Genomic DNA, 20,280 nt, shown 5'->3' on the forward strand with positions numbered 1-20,280 from the left:
TATTCAAAGCTAAATAGGGTGGGTTTATTTTTCAATTGGATAAAGCTTTACTTCAGGAGCACTATCTGTAAAGAAACTGAACAGGCTTTTTAACCAGATGAACGCTTTTTGAAAAATATTTGCCTCTTCAATATCGACCCGATCTTCAATCTGGATGGTACGAATAAGCTGGTTGTTTTGGTAGATTTGTACCGTTGCTAACGGCACGACAGCTGCCAAAGGGGCAATCAATTCAGGCGTAGTGATTTCCACATTAATGTGGGTCTGGGTTTCTGGTAAGGGTTCGATACTTTGTAAGATACCATTACCAGTATCGAGCATGACACGTTGCTGGGCCTGATCAAACTGGTTCAGATCAATGGTGTAGTGCTGGTCATAGAGCGAAGTGGTCACAATCTGCGGCTGCTTGGTTTGGACCTTAAACATGTTTAAAGTTGATTTAATTACTGGCAGCTCAGCCAATAATTGCTGATCTTTAATTGCAACTTCATTACGGGTGTAGGTATAAGCCAAATTCATCAGCTTATGCGCTATTTCCGCACGTTTTAGGGCGCTTTTGCTGCCCAGTACCACCACAACCAGACGACGATTCGGTATTTCAATATCATGGGTTAAGCGATTAGCAGTCAAGGCAAGATTATAACCAGCAGCGCGAGTAAAACCGGTTTTTAAGCCATCTACACTCGGATCAAGCTTGAGCACCAAGTTAGTGGCGCGGTGAAAATGGTTGTTATAGCTAAAACTCGGCTGCTTGGAATAATACAGATAATCCGGAGTTTCATTCACCACCGCCATCGACAAACGTGCCAGATCGGCTGCTGTTGAATAATGCTGAGGCATGGTAATACCGGCTGGATTTTGAAAATAGGTATGCTCCATGCCCAGAGCTTTGGCTTCCTGATTCATCCGGTCTACAAATTTAGGGATATTGCCAGAAACTTTTTCTGCTAAAGTCACTGCTGCATCATTTGCTGACATGATAATCAGACCAGCCAGTAACTGGTCAACGGAAATCTGCTCACCTTCTTTTAGGTACATCTGCGACTCATCCCACATGATGGTTTTCACCACAGGACTCGCTGTTAAAACTGTATGTTTATCCAGTTTCCCGGCCTGAATATCTTTGAGGACAATATAGGCCACCATCATTTTGGTCAGCGAAGCTGGCGCACGCTGAACATCTGCATTATGCTCGGCAATGACTTGACCAGACTGTGCATCAAGAATCGTCCAGGCTTCTGCTTCTACACTTTCTGGAAGAATATTCAGTAGGGCAGCATACGAAATTGCAGGGACAAACAGACTGAGCACTGCAATCAGTGAGATGATGTATTTCAAAGATGTTCCTTTATAACCAGATGGTCGATGAACGATTTAATTTTTAGGCATGCTATGCCTTTTTTTTCAGGATAGCTAGTCAGAAATGTAGACAAATGCGACAGCCGAGCAATACAGGTCTAAAAAATGCTAAGCTAAGCCATAACTTATTTATCTGTATTTTATATCGCCTATTATGTTGCATTATCAAATCGAATTTGACGATTACCGTCAGCATCTTATTCACGTAACTGTTCGCTTTTTGGCAGATCCAACGCAGGTGCTTTCTTTACCGACCTGGATTCCGGGCAGTTACCTGATTCGTGAGTTCTCCAAGCATATTGAAGCGGTCAAGGCTTATGATGAGGCAGGCCGTCAGCTAAAAATCCAGAAATTTGAAAAAAACAAATGGCGTTTATTTAATACCGATCATGAACTGATTACGGTGGAATATGATGTTTATGCCTATGATTTGTCGGTGCGTGGTGCCTATGTAGATCAGAACCGTCTTTATGTAAACCCAGCCTGCGCCTGTCTGGGACTGGAAGGCCATGAACATAAAGAAGTGGAAGTGGAAGTATTTCTGCCTGATGAGCTGAAGCATTTCCAGCTCGCTACTGGCATGCAAGCCAAAAGTCTGGTCAAAGGCCGCTTTACCCTTAAAGCTAAAAATTATGCCGAATTAATTGATGCACCATTTGAGCTGGCAGAGCAGACCCGTTTCAGTTTTGAGGCCAATGGCATTCCGCATGAGTTTGTTGTATCAGGTAAACACAGCATGAATGTGGAGCGCATGCAGCAGGATATTGAAAAAATCTGTGCTACAGAAATCGCCATGTTCGGCTCAGCTCCTTTTGAAAATTATACCTTTATGACCATGGCAACCGGGAATAGTTATGGTGGTCTGGAGCATCCGAACTCGACCAGCCTGATTACGCCACGTGATGACCTGCCTAAGGCGGATGAGCCGGAACAGCCTTCCCAAGATTATCAGCGTTTCCTCGGACTGTGCAGTCATGAGTATTTTCATTCCTGGTTAGTGAAATTTATCCGTCCTGAAAACTTTGTTAATTATGACCTGAACAAAGAAGGCTATACTTCTTTGCTGTGGATTTTTGAAGGTTTTACTTCATATTATGATGACCTGATTTTGCTGCGTAGCGGTGTGATCAATCAGGAATCTTATCTGAGCTTATTAAAGGCACAGATTGACCGTTATCTGCAAAATCCGGGACGTTTTGTTCAGTCTGTGGCGGAGTCGAGTTTTGATGCCTGGGTGAAGTTCTATCGTCAGGATGAAAACACGAATAATGCGGGCACCAGTTATTATAATAAGGGCGGTCTGGTCGCTTTGTGTCTGGACCTCGGCCTGCGTCTGCGCGGTTCAAGTTTGGATGCTTTGATGCGTAAACTGTATGAAAATGCGCAAAACGGCATTCAGGTCAATGAACGCACGATCTTTGAGCTTTGTCAGGAACTCACGGGTGATGACTGGGTCGAGCAGATCAATCACCTGATTAATACGACAGATGAGTTACCATTGGATCAGCTTTTCCCTGAGTTTGGCCTGAGCTATAGTCTGAAAAATGACAAATCGCTCCCATTCGGTCTGAAACTCTTAGATAAACCTGAAGGTGTGCTGATTCAATCCGCTCGCCGTAATGGTACTGGGGTGACAGCAGGCTTATCTGCCCATGATGTGATTGTTGCGATTGATGGTCTGAAAGCGACGACTAAACTTGTAGAGAAATATGCGAAGCAAGAAGGGAGTTATGCTGTTCATGCTTTCCGCCGCGATGAGCTGATGCGTTTTGAAGTTCAGGCAGGTGGTTCTGAGTTGACAGAAGTGGAACTCAAAGTTGAAGATCAGGCCAAAGTTGAGAAATGGTTAAAAGCTTAATTGGTAAACTGGATTAATGTAAGGTAGAACCGGTGCGGTGTATTAATTCAGACTTGATCGAATATTACCCACAAGAGATTTTATGTTAAATCAACAAATAATCCCCTAAAAATAGGGGATTATTTGTTTCTATTATATACTTAAGTCTATAAAGCTTAAGAAGAACTACCAATGACTAATATACGATTATTATATGTAAGTAAGTTCAGATCTAAAGTTTATTCTAAGTCTGAACTTTATGAAATTTTAACCGAAGCATTAAAGTTTAATGGAGCGAATCAAATCTATGGGGCGCTTTATTATGGAAATGATTACTTTGTTCAATGTCTAGAGGGGCAAGAAGATAAAGTAAAACATCTTTTTCATGATAAAATTTTAAAAGATCCACGTCATGAAAATTGTGAAGTTCTTTATCTTGAGAAGATCGATACATATCTTTTTTCTAATTGGTATATGAAATATGCCAACATTGATCAGGAGGTAGTTGATTTTTTCTCAGAGAATCATAATGATATTTTTAATCCGTATTTATTAAGCAGTTCTACGATTCCACCTTTTATAGAATTACTCAGTCAGCATGCTGATAATTTTTCTATATTAAAAAGTAAAGCTTTAATTACTTCAAATCCAATTTGAAAAAGCCGATCTTTGAATGAATAAAATGAACATAAGATACATTAGATGAAGTCGAAAATGGGAGCTTAAAGCTCCCATTTTTATAAAATTAAGATTTGTAAAGTTATTCGAGTACTAATCTGGCATTTTGAGCTTGTGTAGGGCGATTATTAGGATGTTCCATTAATTTTGAGAACGCTTTAATTTGCTTTGCTGATGCCTGTTGAACATCTTTGAGAACAATCCATCTCACGCCTTCTGAACAAGGAGGTGTAGTTAATGAACCATTAAAACGATAATAATCAAGATTTTCTGGTAAAAATGCACTTGCTATATCTTGGTGTTTTAAAGTTTTTGTATCACCTGCAGTTTTAGGAAATTCCTTCCATAATTTAGCAAGTTTTTCATTCTTTTTGCCTTCTTCAAACATTAGGGCAACCACTGTTAATTCACCTTCTGGTGATGCATGAACTAAATGCATTTCCATTGGGTAGGTTTTGCCATGAATTCTATTTTCACTCGGGCTGTGTAAATGGAATTGTTTTAATTCAAATTTTTTATTGTCTAATAACAAGTAATTACCTTCGTTGAAATTCACTTGTACCGTACGTGCATTATTAATAATGCTTTTAGAGTTAGATACATAATTGAACTTCAATGGAGGTAATTCTGCTTTTATAGTCTGATCAATGTTAATTGGTGACTGGTTTTTACCATTACATGCAGCATATTTTTCACTGATATCAGCCCAGTGCTCGGGTGCTTGTTGATTTGCATAGCCCCAATCTAAATTAGCTCCAGCAAATGCTGCATTAGACGCAAAGAGCGTTAAAACCATAAGTGCTTTAAATTTCATTTTTAACTCAATGTTGATGTTGATAAAAGAATTTTAATTATAGTCAGTAATATAAAAGGAAACTTAAAAGCCTGTTTATTTATTAAACAACTGTGTTTTTATGAGCCATAATTATCATTTATATGAGCTGATTTTAGCCAGTATTAAAGAAAAAATTTTATCCAATAGATAGAGAATAAAGTCCAACTTATTGCTATGCACTAAAAATAGAGAAAATTTTTAAACTGTCGCTCTTCTAAAAAGTTATCTCTAGCTGATTAATCAGCATCATCTAAAGTTCTATTAGAACGTGATTAAGTTTCCCTGAAATTAACCTAATACCAATTATATAAGCTGAAAAATTTATTCTATATTATTAATTTTTATATTTTTTTTAAGTTAAAATCCTAGACACTGGTCTAGGATTTTCTTATTTCATATACACCCATTATATTAAATGGAGGTAGATTCAGTTGAGATCTATGTAGCAGCTTTAGGCCTATTACTATGCCGGCAAATACAGATAGCACATCCTATTCAACTTAAAATAATTTTAGGTTTTAGATCGCACTTTTAATCAAGTGTTTGTACACCACCACCATTTACAAATAAGGTTTGGCCAGAAACCCATGATGAAATAGGTGAGGCAAAGAATAATACAGCTCTCGCGATATCTTCCGGTTCACCTAATCGTTGTAATGGGGTATGGGAAAGCATTCTTTTTTCAATGTCAGGCTGCAGTACTTTTTCTAATGCTACGGTACGAATCGCTCCAGGTCCTACCGCATTAATACGTATATTCGGACCAAAATCATGGGCTAAATTAGCGACCATATGGTTTAAAGCAGCTTTTGATGATGCATATCCGCTCATAGCAGGGCTTTTGTTAATTGAACTCATAGAGCTGATATTTATTATTGAACCATAGCCAGCTTTATTCATATGCGGCGCGACGAGTTGACACAATCGCCAAGCAGCAAACACATTAAGCTGAAAATCACGCTCTATAGTATATACGCTAATTTGATCAGGAGATTCACGGCCACCGCCGCCACCTCCCGCATTGTTCACCAAGATGTGAATATGGCCAAAGGTTTCGATTGTTTTATTCACTGCATTGACCAATTGATCATCTTGCAGAATATTACATGCAACATATTGTATGTTGCGTCCGGTCAGTTTCTTGATTTCTTCTGCTGTATGTTTAGCTGCTTCTACATTTAAATCGGCAATCATAACGTCCGAGCCTGCTTGTGCAAGAATGAGAGCGCTGGCTTTCCCAATACCTGCTGCACCGCCTGTTACAAGTGCTATTTTATTCGTCAGTGATAATAAACTTTGTGGCATCATTTTGATTTATTCCCATGTGTATATTAAGACTCGAAATATTTAATTCTTCTACGGCAGAGTTTTATTTTGAGTTCAAAATCCTAAATCTACCGCATCATTTTGAATTGCAGGTATTTACAATTTTCCCTTGTTCAACTGAATTGATAAAGCTTCCAATCAGGAGTTCACTTTGTCTTAAAGAGTCACGATGATCTCCATTTTTGATTAGGTGAAAGGAAATAGGTTTTTGCTTCTTACATACTTGCTGATAGTAAGCATAAGTATCACGGTAATCTACCAGCTGATCTTTATCACCTTGTACAATGAGCGTTGGCACAATAGGTGTCATATTCTCAATAGACTGTTTTTTTAAATAATTTGTCAAAGGTGCCAAATTTACATTTGGTTTAAAAACTGTTTGAGGTGCTGCCTTTAGCTCATATTGTAATTCTGACAAACAGCGATTACGTGCATAATTTAGAACTTTAGTCATGTCTGAGCTAACTAAATTTGCTGGAGCCAGGCTAGGATCTGCTGCTTCTGCTCCCAAAAGCACAATTGGAAAAAATGCGGCCACACCGGTTTCAATTGGAGTATGGGTTGTTACGTATTCAGCGATTCCTTGGTATTGATAGCCACCTGGTGCGAGTGCAATGGCACCTTTTAGATTGAGCTCAGGTGCATCTTTTCGGCCATCAGTAGCAACCTTAAGGGAAGCTGCACCTCCTTGACTATGACCCATAACATACCAGTCTTTACTAAATTTATAAGGCTTTAAAAGGTGAGCTGCCCGGACAGCATCAACGACAGTATATAACTGACTTTGCGCATTCATATAGGGATGTCCACCTGGGGTACCTAAACCCTGATAATCAGGGGCGACGACTGCATATCCGCGAGCAAGCCAGGCATTTAGTGCTTTCGCAGCAATTTGTTGATAAGGATGAACTGGACCGTCGGCATAATCTCCTGAAGGCGCACAAGTGTCTGCTACACCAGTTGTGCCATGAGCCCAAGCAAGAACAGGCCAACCTCCTTGGGGTACTTTACCTTTAGGGAGTAAGAGATATCCTGAAGTCACAATTGGTTCAGACTGTACTCCGCGACTACGGTAAGTGATCAAGAACCGCTGTGAAGCATTGGTAAATAGATCGATATTCTCTTCTTTTATCGATAGTATTGTTCCTGGCGTTTTACTGGAGATATTCGACGTTTGGACTTTATTATTATTGGGAAGGACAGGAGAGGCTATTGCATATGTGGAGTTAAAGCAAAGGCAGCTTACGACCAATTTTAGAATGGGATATTTAATTTTCATTACTGGTACCATCTTTATAATGTCATTCTTAATGTATCAGCTTTATCCAGCTTTCTAAATAAAGTATTAAAAATTCGGTGTGCGCCTAAGCTTTATAGTGATACTCGAAGCTTCTTTTATTATGTCATTTTCACAAAGATTATAAAGTTTTCCTAAAATTAACCCGAATCCTGCTTAAGCCAATCATTCCATTATTCGAATAATTGGCTTGTTTTGATGGCATAATTGGTAAGCACATAAAGAGGCATAAATTCCAGCTCAGTATCCTTCAATGCTTCTGGCTTTACTCGTCACTAAATGATATTTCACTTTTAACAGGCTGAATAAAGTCTCTATTTTATTACGCTGCCTTAAGTGATATTCATCTGATATGGAGAGTTGTACAGATTTCATATTCTTTCGGTGATAGGTAATCAAATCAGTACCTCGTGCTTTTAATCTGCTCTTTAATTCCTGACTGATATAGCCACGATCAGCGTAGAGCTTTATCTTTAATCCGTTTACCAACTGTTCAACCATTTTTATATCAGCCACATGTCTATTGGATAATGCCGAACAAACTATTTCTCCAAGTTGATTCATCACAATATGTAATTTACAGCCGTAGAACTAGCCCATTGAGCTTTTGCCGCGGGTCGCAATCGCTATCAGGGATTTATGCCGTTGAATCCGCTGATTTTTACATACAGGTAGCGTCGTCGAATCGATCCATAAATAATAACTGTGACAATCTTTCATCAAGGCAAAGTGTAAAGCATGCAGTGCCAGTTGATGTGTTCTGATGAGATGAATCATTCGTTGGTAGCACGGCAAAGAGCTAAAGAGTTGATTTTGCTTTAATGAAAAGAAGAAGGCTTTAAAGTTCTTGAAATGAGAGCACTTATACCAAATAGCAATGAACACAATTTCTGAAAGTTTCAATTGAGAAGGTCACATTCTCAAACGTTTGTGGCTGTATTTTAAAAAATCCCAATAGGTTGCTTCAAACTTCTGAAAAAAATCATCAATGATGCAGAAGAAATATGTAAAATCGAACATGGTGGCTGAAGGCGTAGGTGGTGTGGTAACTTCCTAATGGTTTTCAGCCACCTTTTTTCAAGTTAATTTCTTATCCGCGATTCGGGTTAAAATTAACATAATACAGGTTATACGAAGCTTAAAAATTAAGTCTATCTTGCATTACCGTGTACTTTTCTTGGCATGATCTGTCAGAAAGTACACACGCGCTTTTTTTAAGATGCCATTTGTTTGACTTCTTTCTTTAATTCCAAATCCTCTTAGGACTTGAGCAGCACTGCTGTACAAGATAGCCCTCAATATGTCTCCAAAGATTAAAGTTAGGTTATCTTTAGAGGCAGGAACTGTCTATCATTTTGGCCAGGAGCGCTAAATATTAACGACCATTTCGTCCACGACCACGTGATTTGGTATTTGGACGGGTAGTACCATTGGTCTTGCGACGAGGCTTTTCACCTTCTTCCATTTGCCAGATACGTGGGGTACCCGTTTTTTTCTTGGCTGCCCCAGCTTTACTGGCATTTTTATGCATAGGTTTGCCGCCGCTGCCGCCCGGTTTCTTCACATAAGAACGTGAACGATAAGGTTCTTGCGCAGGCACATCTTTAAAGTCTGGATACAGCAGCGGTTCGATTTCTTTGGTTTCACCCGGTTGTAGGCCCATTTGTACCAGATCAATTGAACCGATTTTAGTACGAATCAGGCGCAGCGTTGGAAAGCCAACAGCAGCGGTCATACGACGAACCTGGCGATTACGGCCTTCACAAATCGAAACTTCCACCCACGACGTCGGCACTGAAGCGCGATAACGTACTGGAGGATTACGCTCCCATAACCATTCCGGTTCAGCGACTTTAATCGCCTGTGCTGGCAAAGTCATTCCATCATTCAGCTCGACACCTTTACGAAGCTGCTCTAGCGCTTCTTCGGTCATCTCACCATCGACCTGAACCAGATAGGTCTTGAATTTTTTATTGGCCGGGTTGGTAATAAACTGGTTCAAGCCGCCATGATCGGTCAGGAACATCAGACCTTCCGAATCCATATCTAGACGGCCTGCGATGCGTAAATCCGGATCATCAATGAAATCCGCCATGGTCTGATGTTTTTCATCAGCGCGGAATTGGGAGAGGACGTCATAAGGTTTGTTTAGAATGACAATTTTCACTGTAACCTACTAAAAAATATAAGATAATTTTATTGTGGTTTTAATCTTACCCGTTTGGTTACCCGCTTTGGGAGAAGTAGGGGTAAAAGTTGGTAAATAAAAGCCCACTATGTGTGGGCTATCATAGCAGATTCTGTTTTATGTTCTTCAACTTTATTCTTTACGTACGATGGCTACCAGCACACGTCTTTTTCGGACAGTCTAATTGGTTGCTGAAGGTCGCCAGAATTTACTAGCGCATAAAATTTATCCTTTTCAATAGCCAGTAATTGCATAAACTCTTTCGCCCGGATTCCACGATCACTTTCCAGCATGAGACCTCTTCAACCTTTGTGGAAATCGTTGTGGTGCTATTGCTTCAATCGAAGATATGGTGGAAATCATTCTTTTAAATATGCGTGATGAGATAGTTTTTATGCTGATATTTACCATGAAAACTTGAGAAAAGCTGAATTGACAGAAAAGCCTTATATAAGACACTACTATTTGTAGAGTGGTCGTTCTATACAAAATTGACCCGGTGTTAAAAAGCTCATCAAATGATGGGCTTTTTATTATTAAACACTATGAAATTATAGAGTTCTAATCATCTTGTAATATGCATGACTTAATCTTGCTGCTTCTTAAAAAAATATGAAGCTTTAATATGAGTAAGTCACTTTTAGCAATTTTAATCAGTTCAGTACTTTTTTTATCAGGGTGTGATAATGAAAATGATGATATCCAAGTATCAAATCTTGATTCAGAAGAAAAACATTTGTTCTTTAAAGACAGGGACTTTGATCTTCAGGCACATAGAGGAGGATTAGGTTTAAGAACAGAGAGTAGTATTGCCTCATTTAGCAATGCGCTTGAAATGGGAGTAACTACATTAGAATTAGATACACAAGTTACTAAAGATGGAAAAGTAGTAGTAACACATGATCGTCAAATTTCTAAAAATAAGTGTCTAGATACAGGCCCTGCTTTTGTGGGGGATCTAGATTACCCGTATGTTGGAAAATATATAAAAGACTTAACTTTAGAGCAGATTAAAACAATGGATTGTGGTTCTTTGCGCTTAAAAGACTACCCACAGCAGCTGACTAGCCCTGGTGCTAAAATGCTAACTCTTAAAGAATTTTTTACTTTAGTTAAAAAATATAAATCAGAAAATGTCTTAATGAATATTGAGACCAAGATAGAGGCCGGAGCGCCAGAGCAAACTGCACCGCGCGAGCAATTCGTTAAAGCTGTTTTAGAGGAAGTGAAAAAATCAGGATTTGAAAATCAGATTACAATTCAGAGTTTTGATTGGGGAGCTTTAATGCTTGTGAAAGAGCTAAATCCTAAATTACCGATTATTGCTTTAACAAATGGACAGCAGTTTTTACAAGTAGGTCAACCAGGTAAATCCCCTTGGTTAGGTGGGTTAGATATTGATGATTTTAATAGTGACTTAATAGCAGCGGTTAAATCATTTGGTGCAGATGCTGTTTCACCCGTACATGGTAATCCACAGAATGGAAAAATAGGCGATTTTAACTATGTGCCATATACGACTAAAGAAATGGTGGAAAAAGCACATCAAAATAATTTAAAAGTTATTCCGTGGACTGTATCTGATATTGAAACTATAAATCATTTGATCGGTATTGGTGTGGATGGTGTTATTACCGATTTGCCAGATGTAGCCAGAAAAGCAATGTCTGAAAATAGAATGGATTTACCTGATCCGATTTATAAAAAATAAGCTGCAGCATTCATTATTTTTAAAACCTCCTGCGGGAGGTTTTATTGAATGAGTTCCAATAAAGCTATTAATTCTGGTTTTGCCTATTTGGCTTGCATAGTACGCCTGAAATTGAGTCCACAGTTAATGATGAAAAAATGAAAGTGTGTCGGGATTATTTGAGAGGAATTAACTAATTCGCAGAAAGTATGGCGCTGTGCAAACCTGTAATTTGCTCTGCTTAGGTCTATGCCAAAGTGTTTTGGATAAAATAAAAAAACCCACTAAATATGTGGGTTCTTTAGGTTTGTGCAGACCTAGATTAAAATTATTTTGTTGCTTCTTGAGTTGCAGCACTTTCGTTGGTTGTAGCTTCAGAAGCGCTAGCTTCTTGAGTAGCGACTTCTGATGCAGGAGCTTCAGTAGGTTGAGCTTCAGCAGCAACAGCAACAGCACAGTTAGCAGAAATTAAAGTAGCTAAAGCAATTTTAGATAAAGTATTCATGTATTTACTCTTACATTAGACAAAAAAATAAGACTAAACCTTAATGAAGAAATTACTTGGAGGGTGTTATTGTTTGTCTTGGTTCTGTAAGAAAACTAAATGAAAAGTAACACAAAATTCTATCCAGTCGTCAAATTTAATAATTTAAGTGAACTCATCTGGAAAATCCGAAGACGAATCTTCGGTATTAATCGTATAGTTTTATATTTTTCGCCAGAGAGATTACAGCATACAAAACCCTGCTAAATATGCATTATTGGCGGGGGATTTTTTTATCGGCAGCGGATAAGGATTAATGGGCAATTTCAAAATTGTGAGTATTCGGTAAAATTAAAACTGGCTTTGTTGCATAAAGATTTAGAAGTCAGAGTTACCCCAAACAGTTCAAATCCAAGACACGACTTGGGTATGAGGTTGACCTAATTCTGTGAATCTGTTGAGAACTGCTAAACGTGTGTGAATTTTATCCACCTGACCAGGAAAGTTTCTAGCCCTTAATTTATCGCTCAATAGTTGGATGCAATGCAGCTTAGTTTCGACCAAGCTGCGGTGATGAGACTCAAACTATTTTTTCCCATCGTTCTTCCTAAACGTTTGATGATTTTCAATAATTCATTTCTCTCAAGATCCATTTTTTTTGTCTTTCTAAGGCTTTACATTTTTTCTTGGAGGAATCACGGCATGTGCTGAACGATCTGAATCAATTGTCTACAGCATTGAAGCGCTGTGTCAGCATAGGTTGGATTTCGCCCGTATTTACCTTATGGCTGGGCATATCTTTGAGTCTTAGGATCAAACCAGATGGAGAGATTGCCTGGCTTAATTAAAGCTTGGTTATAGGAAGAGCAATGGGCGGTGCAATAGATTGTAGATACTGGCTTCTTGATTGTGAAATGATCGTGTTGAAGATGCCTTTAAGAGCAGCGGTATGTAACAAAGCCAGGTGGCTCTCACAGACTAATATTGATTAAGACAGAATCTGATATTCAATGACGATTTTTATAGGAAATGGCTTCTGTAATTACATAAAACTGCAAAACATTGCGTTTTATTTAACCGGGAAATGTGGCTATTGCCTGTATAAATCTCAAACAGTTTGAAATACGATTAGAATATGAGGCGTGAAGAAAAGTTGAACGTATTGTCTATTTGGCAAATATTTTGAAATTCGCCAGCTACAAAGGGAGAACTTGTACAATGGGTTATCAAAAAATCGTGGTGCCTGCGGATGGGAATAAAATAACCGTCAATGCAGATCTCATTAAATGTACCCAATAATCCTATCATTCCTTTTATTGAGGGGGACGGTATTGGTGTAGATATTACCCCGACCATGCAAAAAGTGGTAGATGCTGCCATTTTAAAAGCTTATCGGGGCAAGCGTTCCATTGAGTGGATGGAGGTCTATTGCGGTGAAAAGGCCAACAAGATTTATGGCACCTATATGCCGGAAGAAACCCTCGAAGCGCTACGTGACTATGTAATCTCCATCAAAGGCCCGCTGACTACCCCTGTGGGTGGCGGGATTCGCTCCTTGAATGTTGCATTACGTCAGGAATTAGACCTGTATGTCTGTGTGCGCCCGGTACGCTGGTTTGAAGGCGTACCTTCTCCTGTACAAAATCCTGAATTGACCGATATGGTTATTTTTCGGGAAAACTCCGAAGATATTTATGCGGGTATTGAATGGAAGGCGGACTCACCAGAAGCTAAAAAAGTCATCAAGTTTTTAAAAGAAGAAATGGGCGTGACCAAAATCCGCTTTGAGGAAAATTGCGGAATTGGCATTAAACCGGTATCTAAAGAGGGGACGCAGCGTCTGGTGCGTAAGGCCATTCAGTTTGCAATTGACAATAACAAGCCAAGTGTAACGCTGGTGCACAAAGGCAATATCATGAAATATACTGAAGGGGCGTTTAAGGATTGGGGCTATGAAGTCGCGCTGGAGCGCTTTGGCGGTGAACTGCTCGACGGTGGCCCATGGGTAAAAATTAAAAATCCTAAAACAGGTAAAGACATTATTATTAAAGATGTGATTGCAGATGCTTTCCTGCAGCAGATTCTGATGCGTCCTGCTGATTATTCCGTAATTGCGACCTTGAACCTGAATGGGGACTATATTTCCGATGCGCTTGCAGCCGAGGTGGGTGGTATCGGTATTGCTCCAGGTGCCAATATTGGCGGTTCGATTGCGGTCTATGAAGCCACGCATGGTACAGCACCTAAATATGCCGGCCAGGATAAGGTTAACCCAGGGTCAATCATCCTTTCCGCCGAAATGATGCTCCGTGATATGGGCTGGACTGAGGCAGCCGATCTGATCATCAAGGGAGTTTCTGGTGCGATTGCCGATAAAACTGTGACCTATGATTTTGAACGCCTCATGCCAGATGCTACCTTATTGCGCTGTTCCGAATTTGGTGATGCCATTATTGACAAGATGGATGAATAGGACGCGGCGTACTGACATAAAAGGCCCGTATTTAATGCGGGTTTTTATAAAAAGAAACTGGAAGACTTAAGTAAATTGGGTTTAAAAAACAAACAAAAGTTAAAACAGGTATCAGCATGAAGTTTTATGTAAAATTTGTAAAAAACTAAAAAAGTACCCACATAATTTCAAGCGTTTAATGGAAGTCATTTTACATTGACGTGTTTAGATACAGCTTGGTGATTGGCTTATTTCATATAAACGTTAGAGTGATGAATGAACTTCCAGTGATAGAGATCTTCTCCAAAGGAGTGTAACTTATGGCAAAAACCAAGGCTAAACATCGTCAAGTCCAGCAAAAGGACAAAAAAGATAATATTCAGAATGACGAGCAACAACAGCAACAGCAACAACCTTCCAAGCCATCTCGTGCAAAAAAGCGTAAATAAATTTCTCCAACCCTCATTTAAACAACAAAGCCCTCTTGTGAGGGCTTTGTTTTAGTCTTTTGCTTATAAGAATCATCACTCAAAATAACAGACCCGAATATATTGAGATTTTTACTTAAGAGGGGAAACGGAAAACTTGGTATATAAGTAGGAGTGAAAATTATAAAAACCATTATTATGCTATTCAGTTTGGCGGTGCTTTTAATGGCCTGTCAGCCACCCCCTTCAGGCGAGGCTGGAAGCTGGAAGACGCCTTATCTCTATTGGCAGTTGCAGAAGGCGGAACTGGTCGGACCGCTGACCATGCCGGTACAAGGCATTCAACCCGGCCAGATTCAAGATACCTGGGGTGCTGCGCGCAGTGAAGGACGTAAACACCAGGGAATTGATATTTTTGCCAGACGTGGAACAGCTGTGCTGAGTACAACCCAAGGGATTGTTCGCCGTGTGGGAACCAATTCATTGGGTGGAAAAGTCATCTGGATAACTGGGCCGAATTTAAGCCACCATTATTATGCCCATCTGGAAGATTATGCTGCACACATTCAGGAGGGTGACTGGGTGGAAGCCGGAGAAGTCATTGCTTATGTGGGGAATACGGGCAATGCCAAAAACACTCCACCGCATTTGCATTATGGTATTTACTTTAGCAGGCAAGGCGCCACTAATCCCTATCCCTATTTGCTACCTTCTTCCTGAGCGACAAGAGAGCGGGTAGATTCATGAGACTTGAGTCGGGCGGGGCGTGTGCACCAGAATAATTGTAGTGCTCCCAACAAAAGCACACACGCAGCCAATACAAATTGCTGATAATAGCTTAAGCCTAAATATTGCAAAGCACTAAAACTAAGGCCACCAATCAGTTGAACAGCAGCAAAACATAGGGTGGCGATACTCCAGAGCTTTTTATAAGCCAGTCCGTATAGCTGTAAAATGGTATAAGAAGTCAGAAATACAACCGCCGGGTTAAGCAGGCCGGTAAAAAAAGAAGAGCCGAAAGTGAGCAGAGAACTCTGTTTTGCTGTTGCCAGTAATATAGCGACAATATACAAGCTGTAAAGAATTTTCAGGGCGCTAAAGTTACCGAATTTTCTCGCCAGTGCATAGGCCGTTAAGGCACCTAATGCACTTCCTAGGCCATATAAAATCCAGTTAAAGTTAATCCAGAATAAACTGAGTTCAAGCTGATGGCTTAAGTAATCAACCCAGAAAAGTGAATGCGGAATATAGGCAAACGCACTACAGGCATAAACGGTCAATAAGCTATAAAAAACTGAATTTAGAGAATTTTTGGGTAAATTGGTGGCTGCTTGTGTGGACAAATAGGGTTTAAACTGTTGGAGCAATAAACTTAAACATAAACAAATAAACAAGGCAAAACCACATAAGATTAGCCAGGCAGTCTGGATAGACATCTGATCCAGATAAGGCAGGAACAGGGTGGCGACTAGCACACCTAGGCCAATTCCGCTAAATCCAATAAAGTTGATTTTCAGCCGATCCTGAAGGTCGCAACACTGCGCCACCACACTCGGCGATAAGATCATCAAGAGTCCACCACTGATTCCGGAAATGACACGCCAAGAGATATACCAAATCTCGGAAAATCCTGAAAAAGCACAGCATAGTAAACTGAACACGCCTGCAATGGCTGCCATCTGAATATAATGAGCCATGCTCCGGTCTTGCGGCAGCCGCATGGCTGTAAACGCCCCGATCAGATAACCGAGCAAATTGGCACTGCCCAGCAGGCTGGCAAAACTTGTCGTCCAGGCAAATGCTTCTCGGGTGCCAGGCAAAAGTGCCGTATAAGAAAAACGCAGGATACCAATGCCGAGGCACATGCTCAGGCAGAGAAACAGACTGAGTTTGATTGTATTTGAGGACATCCATGTGCTCATCAAATTATAATATTTGATCAAAAAATAGCATGAATAGTCGGGTTTGTGGCAAAAATCACCGCTTGAGGAACCCATGGGTTCAGTAAATGGCCTCTAGAGAGGCCAGTTTTAAAGAGTTCAGCCACGGTACACACTGGAAACTTGCTACAGATATAAAAAACCGCATAGATATATGCGGCTTTTTATTTGGCTCTGGAAAATTAACGCATTTTTGCGAAGAAACGGCCCAAGCGGGTGATGGCTTCACGCAGTTCATTTTCAGCTGGCAGGAAGACGACCCGGAAGTGATCTGGGGTTGGCCAGTTAAAACCCGTACCTTGAACCAGTAAAACTTTCTCGGCACGTAGCAGATCAAGCATCAGTTTTTCATCATCTTCGACTGGGTAGACATTTGGATCAAGTTTCGGGAAGCAGTACATTGCACCTTCAGGTTTGACACAGGAGATACCTGGAATCTCGTTCAGCATTTCCCAGGCAATATTGCGCTGCTCATATAAACGTCCGCCTGGACGGATCAGGTCATTAATTGACTGATAGCCGCCGAGCGCCGTTTGAATTGCATATTGTGCCTGATGGTTGGCACAAAGACGCATTGAGGCCAGCATGTCCAGACCTTCGATATAATCCATGGCACGTGATCTGTCACCCGTAATTGCCATCCAGCCAGAACGGTAACCTGCAATACGGTAGGCCTTGGATAAACCGTTAAACGAGATACATAGCTGGTCACCGGCCAGAGCAGCGACAGAAACATGCTCAATCCCGTCATAAATGATTTTGTCGTAAATTTCGTCAGCAAACAGGATCAGGTCATATTTTTTAGCCAGATCTACAATTTGTTGCAGCACGTGGCGTGGATAAACTGAACCGGTCGGGTTATTCGGGTTAATAATCACAATACCACGGGTATTTGGCGTGATTTTACTTTCCATATCCGCAATATCCGGATACCAGTGATTTTCTTCATCACATTTATAATGGATGGCTGTACCGCCAGACAGATTGACTGCCGCAGTCCAGAGCGGATAATCCGGCATTGGAATCAGCATTTCATCGCCATCATCCAGCAGGCCTTGCATGGCCATCACGATCAGCTCGGAAACGCCATTACCGACATACACGTCATTAACGTGCATATCCAGAATGCCTTTCTGCTGATAATACTGGCAAATGGCCTTACGTGCCGGGAAAATCCCTTTAGAGTCGGTATAACCGACTGCATTTGGCAGATTGAGCGCAACATCATTAATAATTTCCTGAGGCGCTTCAAAGCCAAAGGGGGCGGGGTTGCCAATATTTAACTTGATAATTTTATGTCCGGCTTCTTCCATTTCATTGGCCGCTCGTAACACAGGTCCGCGAATGTCGTAGCAAACATGCTCGAGCTTAGATGATTTTTTGATTTCGCGAGGGGTTGTGTTAGCAATGCCGGACATAATTCCATCCAATTAATTTAGAGTTTAAAACTATAGATTACGCAAATGTCACAATCTATGCTGAAATTTCGCTAGAATTTTTTTCATCTCTAGCGTAAATATGGAAGTACTGAAGCATGACACTGAATGTCAAAGATTTAAAGGAGTTAGTGATGGGAAAACTCAATAAAACCGACCGGGAATGGCAAAGAGAGTTATCACCAGAAGAGTTTCGCATTACTCGCGAGAAAGGAACCGAGCCGGCATTTACCGGGAAGTACTGGAATACCAAACAGGATGGCGTGTATGTCTGCCGTTGCTGCGGAACGCCGCTCTTTTCTTCAGAGACAAAATATGACAGCGGCTCTGGTTGGCCAAGTTTCTTTCGTCCGGTAAATAACTCGGCCATTGAAGAAATATCAGATCATTCGCATGGCATGATCAGAACTGAAATTGCCTGTCATCATTGTGACGCACATTTAGGGCATGTTTTTCCAGATGGCCCAGAACCGACGGGTTTACGCTATTGTGTAAACTCAGCCTCTTTAGACTTAAAAACACAAGAAAAAAATGATGAGGAAACCTATCCATGACCAGCATCTATCAGCTTGAAGCTGAATTGTTAGATGGAAAAAATAAAAGCCTTGCAGATTATGAAGGTAAAGTTCTCTTAATCGTGAATACTGCAAGTAAATGCGGTTTTACGCCGCAATTCGCCGGATTAGAAAAACTGTACCAGAAATATAAGGACCAAGGTCTGGAAGTATTGGGTTTTCCGTGTAACCAGTTCGGCGGCCAGGACCCGGGTACCAATGAGCAGATCGGTACATTCTGCCAGAAGAATTACGGAGTATCTTTTCCGATGTTCTCCAAAGTCGATGTAAAAGGTCCGGAAGCTCATGCAATTTTCCGTTATCTGACCAATAATTCTAAAGGTATTCTGGGCAATGGCATTAAATGGAACTTCACCAAATTTCTGATAGGGCGTGATGGCAAAGTATTGAACCGTTTTGCACCCACGACCAAGCCGGAAGATCTGGAAGAAGAGATTCAAAAGGCGTTGTGATTGAAGTGAAGTCGAAAGCTAAGGCGTAGGGATTCTGACTACAAATATCTAAACTAAAATAAAACTTCATGAAAAAACCCACTTCTGGCAAGTGGGTTTTATTTTGATTGAGGCTCTGCAATCAGAGAATCATTTTTAAACGCTGCACCACCTGTTCACACTGGGCAAGGTTAGCAACCAGAGCCAAACGTACATGATTTTCACCCGGATTGCCCTCTGGAGTTTCACGCGACAGATAACGGCCCGGCAGCACCTTGATATGGACTTTTTCCATCAGAGTTTTGGCAAATTCTTCGTCATGATCGACTTTCAGCCAGTAGTAAAAACCGGCATCTGGTTTTTTGAGGGGCAATAAAGTGCCTAGCTCGTTTTGAAACAGGTCAAACTTGGCTCGGTACTGTACCCGGTTTTCTTCCACATGGGTTTCATCATTCCAGGCTGCAATAGAGGCCAGTTGATGCTGGACCGGCATGGCTGCACCGTGGTAGGTCCGGTACTGTAAATAGGGCTGTAGTAATGCCGCATCACCTGCAATAAAGCCTGAACGTATCCCAGGCAGATTGGAACGCTTAGACAGCGAATGGAAGACCACACAGTTTTTATAATCATCACGGCCAATTTCAGCACAAACTTCCAATAAGCCGGTCGGGGCTTCGTCAAACCAGAGTTCGGAATAACATTCATCTGAGGCAATTACGAAACCGTATTGATCTGAAAGGGAAATCAGCTTTTTAAACTGTTCTTTGGACAGTACCGCACCTGTCGGATTGCCAGGCGTACAAACAAAGAGTAGGGCAGTTTTTTCCCAGACTGCGGCCGGCACAGCGTCAAAATCACCCAAGTAGTCATTTTCTTCGGTACAGTTAATGAAATAAGGCTGGGCACCTGCCAATAAGGTTGCCCCTTCATAAATCTGGTAGAAAGGATTGGGCATGACCACATAAGGGGCATCTTCCCGGTTAATGAGTGCCTGGACAAAGGAAAAAATTGCTTCACGGGTGCCTGAAACTGGCAAAATATGGCTTTCGGCGCTGACTGTATTCAGCTTGAAACGTCGGCTCAGCCAGTTGGCAATACTGGTACGTAACTCGGATAGACCCTTGCTATTTGGATAAGTCGAAAGGTGCTGTAAATTATCAATAATTGCTTGTTTTACAAACTCAGGTGCAGGATGTTTGGGTTCGCCAATAGACAGAGGAATCAGAGGCAGATCCGCGGGCTGAATGCCGGCAAAAAGCTGGTTTAACTTTTCAAAGGGATAAGGATGTAATAAAGACAAGCTGGAGTTCATGCGTGTATTCCC

At 40.9% G+C, this 20,280-nt stretch carries 17 protein-coding genes and 3 pseudogenes; 8 read left to right on the forward strand and 12 right to left on the reverse strand.

All coding sequences use genetic code 11. The features are described from left to right. Positions 1-24: 24 nt before the first annotated feature. Positions 25-1,338, reverse strand: a complete 1,314-nt coding sequence (locus E2K74_RS06145) for a D-alanyl-D-alanine carboxypeptidase PBP6B (RefSeq protein WP_151204481.1) — start codon at positions 1,336-1,338, stop codon at positions 25-27. Between the two features lie 175 nt (positions 1,339-1,513). Here E2K74_RS06145 and E2K74_RS06150 point away from each other — a divergent pair, with 175 nt between their 5' ends. Together E2K74_RS06150 and E2K74_RS06155 are read left to right on the forward strand one after the other, a co-directional pair. Further along, positions 1,514-3,217, forward strand: a complete 1,704-nt coding sequence (locus E2K74_RS06150) for a M61 family metallopeptidase (protein ID WP_151206753.1) — start codon at positions 1,514-1,516, stop codon at positions 3,215-3,217. A 171-nt stretch (positions 3,218-3,388) separates the two neighbouring features. Beyond that, positions 3,389-3,853 carry a BLUF domain-containing protein gene (locus E2K74_RS06155; protein WP_151204483.1) on the forward strand — a complete coding sequence of 155 codons (465 nt, stop codon included), beginning with the start codon at positions 3,389-3,391 and terminating at the stop codon, positions 3,851-3,853. Positions 3,854-3,956: 103 nt separating this feature from the next. Here E2K74_RS06155 and E2K74_RS06160 read toward each other — a convergent pair whose 3' ends face one another. The 6 genes and pseudogenes from E2K74_RS06160 to E2K74_RS14835 form a co-directional block, all read right to left on the reverse strand. Continuing rightward, entirely contained in the window at positions 3,957-4,688 is a 732-nt protein-coding gene (locus E2K74_RS06160; protein ID WP_151206754.1) for a carbonic anhydrase, read from the reverse strand. A 552-nt stretch (positions 4,689-5,240) separates the two neighbouring features. Then, entirely contained in the window at positions 5,241-6,014 is a 774-nt protein-coding gene (locus E2K74_RS06165; RefSeq protein WP_151206850.1) for a glucose 1-dehydrogenase, read from the reverse strand. 97 nt (positions 6,015-6,111) lie between these two features. Beyond that, on the reverse strand, positions 6,112-7,326 hold the full coding sequence (locus E2K74_RS06170; protein WP_413773038.1) for an alpha/beta hydrolase family protein: 1,215 nt from the start codon (positions 7,324-7,326) through the stop codon (positions 6,112-6,114). Positions 7,327-7,497: 171 nt separating this feature from the next. After that, positions 7,498-8,352 (reverse strand): annotated as a pseudogene (locus E2K74_RS06175) (IS982 family transposase). A 355-nt stretch (positions 8,353-8,707) separates the two neighbouring features. Next, entirely contained in the window at positions 8,708-9,499 is a 792-nt protein-coding gene (locus E2K74_RS06180) for an rRNA large subunit pseudouridine synthase E (RefSeq protein WP_151206756.1), read from the reverse strand. A gap of 173 nt (positions 9,500-9,672) precedes the next feature. Next, positions 9,673-9,813 carry a helix-turn-helix transcriptional regulator gene (locus tag E2K74_RS14835; protein WP_413773039.1) on the reverse strand — a complete coding sequence of 47 codons (141 nt, stop codon included), beginning with the start codon at positions 9,811-9,813 and terminating at the stop codon, positions 9,673-9,675. A 332-nt stretch (positions 9,814-10,145) separates the two neighbouring features. On the opposite strand from E2K74_RS14835, the gene E2K74_RS06185 reads away from it, so the two are divergent. Next, the gene (locus tag E2K74_RS06185) at positions 10,146-11,231 is read left to right on the forward strand and encodes a glycerophosphodiester phosphodiesterase (protein WP_151206757.1); all 1,086 of its coding nucleotides are present in this window, start codon (positions 10,146-10,148) and stop codon (positions 11,229-11,231) included. 307 nt (positions 11,232-11,538) lie between these two features. Here E2K74_RS06185 and E2K74_RS14690 read toward each other — a convergent pair whose 3' ends face one another. Both E2K74_RS14690 and E2K74_RS14840 read right to left on the reverse strand, forming a co-directional pair. After that, entirely contained in the window at positions 11,539-11,715 is a 177-nt protein-coding gene (locus E2K74_RS14690) for a hypothetical protein (RefSeq protein WP_162850566.1), read from the reverse strand. Positions 11,716-12,099: 384 nt separating this feature from the next. Next, positions 12,100-12,602: pseudogene (locus tag E2K74_RS14840) on the reverse strand (hypothetical protein). A 310-nt stretch (positions 12,603-12,912) separates the two neighbouring features. On the opposite strand from E2K74_RS14840, the pseudogene icd reads away from it, so the two are divergent. From icd to E2K74_RS06200, 3 genes and pseudogenes are all read left to right on the forward strand, one after another. Further along, positions 12,913-14,167: pseudogene (icd, locus tag E2K74_RS06195) on the forward strand (NADP-dependent isocitrate dehydrogenase). Between the two features lie 299 nt (positions 14,168-14,466). Then, on the forward strand, positions 14,467-14,595 hold the full coding sequence (locus E2K74_RS14955; RefSeq protein WP_257234961.1) for a hypothetical protein: 129 nt from the start codon (positions 14,467-14,469) through the stop codon (positions 14,593-14,595). A gap of 177 nt (positions 14,596-14,772) precedes the next feature. Continuing rightward, positions 14,773-15,294: a M23 family metallopeptidase gene (locus E2K74_RS06200; RefSeq protein WP_151206851.1), complete on the forward strand. Its 522-nt coding sequence runs from the start codon at positions 14,773-14,775 to the stop codon at positions 15,292-15,294. Here the strand turns inward: E2K74_RS06200 and E2K74_RS06205 are convergent. Both E2K74_RS06205 and E2K74_RS06210 read right to left on the reverse strand, forming a co-directional pair. After that, positions 15,273-16,484 carry a YbfB/YjiJ family MFS transporter gene (locus E2K74_RS06205; RefSeq protein ID WP_151206758.1) on the reverse strand — a complete coding sequence of 404 codons (1,212 nt, stop codon included), beginning with the start codon at positions 16,482-16,484 and terminating at the stop codon, positions 15,273-15,275. The two genes, E2K74_RS06200 and E2K74_RS06205, sit on opposite strands and share 22 nt — an antisense overlap. A gap of 212 nt (positions 16,485-16,696) precedes the next feature. Further along, positions 16,697-17,932 carry a pyridoxal phosphate-dependent aminotransferase gene (locus E2K74_RS06210; RefSeq protein ID WP_151204751.1) on the reverse strand — a complete coding sequence of 412 codons (1,236 nt, stop codon included), beginning with the start codon at positions 17,930-17,932 and terminating at the stop codon, positions 16,697-16,699. Positions 17,933-18,084: 152 nt separating this feature from the next. Here E2K74_RS06210 and msrB point away from each other — a divergent pair, with 152 nt between their 5' ends. Beyond that, positions 18,085-18,504, forward strand: a complete 420-nt coding sequence (gene msrB / locus E2K74_RS06215) for a peptide-methionine (R)-S-oxide reductase MsrB (protein WP_151206759.1) — start codon at positions 18,085-18,087, stop codon at positions 18,502-18,504. Further along, on the forward strand, positions 18,501-18,977 hold the full coding sequence (locus E2K74_RS06220; RefSeq protein WP_151204749.1) for a glutathione peroxidase: 477 nt from the start codon (positions 18,501-18,503) through the stop codon (positions 18,975-18,977). Before msrB ends, E2K74_RS06220 begins: the two co-directional genes overlap by 4 nt. Before the next feature lie 121 nt (positions 18,978-19,098). Here E2K74_RS06220 and dapC read toward each other — a convergent pair whose 3' ends face one another. Further along, a complete protein-coding gene (gene dapC, locus E2K74_RS06225; RefSeq protein WP_151206761.1) occupies positions 19,099-20,268 on the reverse strand; it encodes a succinyldiaminopimelate transaminase in 1,170 nt (389 codons plus the stop codon). Positions 20,269-20,280: the final 12 nt, after the last annotated feature.

It is taken from the genome of Acinetobacter sp. RF15B, assembly GCF_007558235.1.
GTDB classification, from domain to species: domain Bacteria; phylum Pseudomonadota; class Gammaproteobacteria; order Pseudomonadales; family Moraxellaceae; genus Acinetobacter; species Acinetobacter lwoffii_C.